Source organism: Mycobacterium sp. TH-M106 (assembly GCF_057473765.1).
On record NZ_JBYCLE010000545.1, the window covers coordinates 1 to 1,050 of the forward strand.

The window sequence follows — 1,050 nt, forward strand, 5'->3', positions numbered from 1 at the left end:
GCCGCCGCGGCCGCCATCAACGGCCCCGACCCCGCACCGGCATACATCCGAGCCGAGTTCACCTCCGGCGGCAACGCCGCAAAATCCACCACACTCACGGCCGGAGCGCCTCCCCCATCAAACGGGTTGCCGCATCACACTCCATCACCATTTCGGCGATCTCCTCGCGCAACCGGTTGAACTCCTCGCGTTCGCGTTCGGTCAATGCGCTGGCAATGCCTGACCTACCCTCCGAGCCAGGGGTGTCGTCGTGGCCTCCCGGTTCCCCCGGCATTCCTACCCCCACCCCGGCGGCGCCCGCGCCGGTATTTTTCGGTGTGTTGACGACGCTGCCCATCACGGCGGGCATGCCGCCCATGCCTGCCATGCCCGGTACGGCCAACCCCGCCTGCGGCAACGCCGCCGAGCCAGCGGCCGGTAACACGGTGGCGGCGAGCCGGACCTCCGGAGCCGTTGGGGTCACGGAGCCCCAAGACTGCGGCACCGAAAGCCCCCCCATCGACGCGGCCCGACCCAGACCCGCCGACATTGCCGCACCGCCCCGGCCAGCCAAGCCCCCCGGGCCCCCCGAACCCGCTAAACTCGACGCACCCAGCGCCGACTCCGAACCCACCAGTGTCGACCTCAACGCACCTTCAGGCATCCCATGAGCCGACATCGTTGACGCATACGGTGCAAACGACAGCGCCCCGTACATCAGCGGGCCTACCAAACTTTCCAGCCCAATAGCGGTGAACTCTGGCCCCGTGAACATGATGAGGGGCAGACCGCCTAACCCGCTGAGATCGTTCGTTTGCAAGAACAGCGGGCTGTCCAAAAGCTGCAACGGCAGCTCGATCAGCGTTTCCAGGAGATCCGTGATGCTGGTTTTTCCGGTCGATTGAGCGGCAGCGGCGGACTGGGTGGCCGACGCGGCCGGGTTGGTGTCCTGCGGCGCGGGGGTGAACGGCGTCACCTTCGTGGCGGCCGCCGAGTTGGCGGTGTAGCTGTGCATCACCGTGGCGTCTTGGGTCCACATCTCGGCGTACTGCGCCTGCTTCGCCGCGATCG

At 67.6% G+C, this 1,050-nt stretch carries 2 protein-coding genes; both read right to left on the minus strand.

Going from position 1 to position 1,050, the window contains the following annotated elements; translation table 11 throughout:
* On the minus strand, window positions 1–89 hold an 89-nt coding region (locus AC2VOP_RS18755; protein ID WP_486962364.1), incomplete at its 3' end, for a PPE domain-containing protein.
* Window positions 90–94: 5 nt separating this feature from the next.
* On the minus strand, window positions 95–1,050 hold a 956-nt coding region (locus AC2VOP_RS18760), incomplete at its 5' end, for a PPE family protein, SVP subgroup (RefSeq protein WP_486962363.1).